The 2,754-nt window shown below is 63.9% G+C and carries 2 protein-coding genes; both read right to left on the bottom strand.

The window, feature by feature from the left end; all coding sequences use genetic code 11:
- Window positions 1-344: 344 nt before the first annotated feature.
- The gene (locus BO74_RS20800; protein WP_496445273.1) at window positions 345-1,397 is read right to left on the bottom strand and encodes an oxidoreductase; all 1,053 of its coding nucleotides are present in this window, start codon (window positions 1,395-1,397) and stop codon (window positions 345-347) included.
- Between the two features lie 23 nt (window positions 1,398-1,420).
- Window positions 1,421-2,590 (bottom strand): iron-containing alcohol dehydrogenase, encoded by a 1,170-nt coding sequence (locus BO74_RS20805; RefSeq protein ID WP_496445275.1) that lies wholly within the window; start codon window positions 2,588-2,590, stop codon window positions 1,421-1,423.
- Window positions 2,591-2,754 lie beyond the last annotated feature (164 nt).

Raw genomic sequence — 2,754 nt, forward strand, 5'->3', positions numbered from 1 at the left:
GGCATCGCTCCCCGGCAACGGGGAGCGCGGATTGAAACTGCCCGGAGTGCAACGCACAGGTATTTGCGCAGACTGCATCGCTCCCCGGCAACGGCGTAGCGCACTCTCCCTGCTCGAACATGCGCCTCGAACGACGCCGGCCACCTGCTCGGCAACACCCGCCTGGCGATGCTGCTCGCCCGTGTCGGTTTCGGACCGTCAGCGATGAGCGCCCCCCCAAGCGTTCGAACTCGCCACGCTCGGCGGCGCCAGTGGCTCAACAGTCGTCATTGACTGCGACCAGGGGTCTGTCGGCGATTGCTCTCCGATAATGGATACCGGCCTGCGCCGGTATGGCGAAATTTTTATACCTCAGCGTGCCGAAGCAATAGCGAGCGCCCCTCGCGCGCACTTTGCAGCCCGAGTTCGAGCAGATCGATGACGCGGATCGCTTCTTCTACCGTCACCGGGTTCGGCCCGACACCGCGAATCGCGTCGCGTACACCGGCGTAGTAAGCGGGGTAGTCACCCGGAACACAGGCCAGTTCGCGCGATGCAGCAACGCCGTCCTGCCAGACGGTGAGCGTCGCCGGCACCGGCTCGTGCCCCCAATCGGGCGCGGGTGGGCGCTTGCCGGACTTGAGCACATCCTCCTGCGGATCGAGTCCGTACTTGATGAAGCTGCCGAGACTGCCGTGAACGGTGAAGCGTGCGGCGGGAACGGGCACCAGCGCGCCGGCATGCAGGATCACCCGGCTCTGCCCGTAGCGCAGCACGGCGTGGAAGTAGTCGTCCGATTGCGCATTCTTGCGTTGCAGCGCGAGGTCGAGTGCAATCGATTCGGGCAGGCCGAAGAGTTGCAGCGTCTGGTCGAGGAGATGCGAGCCGAGGTCGTACCACAGCCCGCTGCCCGGCAACGCCTTCTCGCGCCAGCGGTCGCCCACGTCCGGCCGGTAACGGTCAAAGTGCGACTCGAAATGCACGATGCGCCCCAGTGCGCCCGAGGCGAGCACCTTCTTCAGGGTCAGAAAGTCCGAATCCCAGCGCCGGTTGTGAAACACCGAGAGCAAGCGTCCGGCGGCTTCCGCCTGAGCTTGCAGCCGGCGTGCGTCGTCCGCTGTAACCGTGAACGGTTTGTCGACAACCACGTGCTTGCCCGCCGCCAGCGCGGCACTGGCCAGCGGGTAGTGCGTTTCGTTCGGCGTCGGGATGACCACGAGGTCGATATCCGGACGCGCGAAGAGCGCTTCCGCGCTCGTTTCGGTCGCCACGTCCGGCCAGTCGGCCTTTACCTTGGTCGGGTCGCTGCTGGAAATGGCGGCGAGCGTCAATCCCGGCACGCCAGCGACAAGCGGCGCGTGAAAGGCCTTGGTGGCGAAGCCGTAACCGACGATGCCGACGTTGAGGGATTCGGACATGCGCATCTTCCTTACGCTCTGACTTACATCGCGAGACGCAGGATTTTGGCCACCGCGGCGCGATCGAGCTTGACGAAGTTGCCGACCGTGGTCGTATCGCCGTTGGTGCACTTGTCGGCCATCTCGTCGATGCGGTCGTCGGTGATGCCCAGATCCTTCATGCGCGTGCCGACGCCGAGCGACTGGAAAAACGCTTCCATGCGGGCGATGCCTTCGAGCGCGACGGCTTCCGGGTTGAAGACGTCCATCTCGACGTTCCACACGCGCACCGCCCACTGCACGAAGCGGTCGAGGTCGTGGTGCAGCACGTGCTTCATCCACGCCGGGAAGACGACGGCCAAGCCGGCGCCGTGCGCGACGTCGTAGATGCCGCTGATCTCGTGCTCGATGTCGTGCGACGCCCAGTCGCCGACGCGGCCGGTGTTGAGCAGGTTGTTGTGCGCGATCGTGCCGGCCCACATGAACTCGGACCAGGCATCGTAGTCCTGCGGATTCTTCAGGATACGCGGCGCCTGGCGGATGATCGTCTTGAGCGTGCCCTCGATCAGGCGGTCGGTGAAGGAAACGTTCTTCACGTTGGTGAAGTAGCGCTCCATCAGGTGCGCCGAGATGTCCATCGCACCGCAGGCGACCTGGAACGGCGGCAACGTCATCGCGAGCTCGGGGTTGAGGATCGAGAAGCGCGGGTAGATCAGCTCGGAATTGACGGCGCGCTTGAGCCAGCCTTCTTCCTTGGTGATAACCGAAGCGGTGCTCGCTTCGCTGCCTGCCGCCGGCAGGGTAAGTATCGTGGCGACGGGCAGCGCGGCGACCGGCGCGCCCTTGCCCATGTAGAAGTCCCAGACGTCGTGGTCGATAACAGCGCCCATGGCGATCGCCTTGGCCGAGTCGATGACGCTGCCGCCGCCGACGGTGAGGACCAGACCGAGCTTGTGTTCCTTGCACAGCTTGACGCCCTCATGCACGAGCGAGAGGCGCGGGTTCGGCTTGACGCCTCCGAGCTCGACCCACTCGACTCCGGCCGCCTTGAGCGAGGCGGTGACCCGGTTGTACAGGCCGGAGCTCTTGATCGAGCCGCCGCCGAAATGCAACAGGATCTTCTTGCTGTACGCAGCGGCTTCCTTGCCGACTTGCGCTTCGGTACCGCGCCCGAAAATGATCCTGGTGGGATTGCAGAATTCAAAGTTGTCCATGTTTCTTTTCCTCGGCGGATGCCCTAGTGGTTTGACCAACGTATCTTGACTATGAAAACGCAGAAATAGTCGTCACCCCGGCGAAGGCCGGGGTCCAGTTCGTTGAATTTTCTGGATTCCGTATATGGACTCCTCCCGTTTTGCAAGAGCGAGTTGAGATAGGG

This window comes from Propionivibrio pelophilus DSM 12018 (genome assembly GCF_059569095.1).

What these genes read in the sequence shown, in the direction of transcription:
- BO74_RS20800 (WP_496445273.1), bottom strand. Translation starts at nt 1,397, where the DNA reads ATGTCCGAATCCCTCAACGTCGGCATCGTCGGTTACGGCTTCGCCACC.
- BO74_RS20805 (WP_496445275.1), bottom strand. Translation starts at nt 2,590, where the DNA reads ATGGACAACTTTGAATTCTGCAATCCCACCAGGATCATTTTCGGGCGC.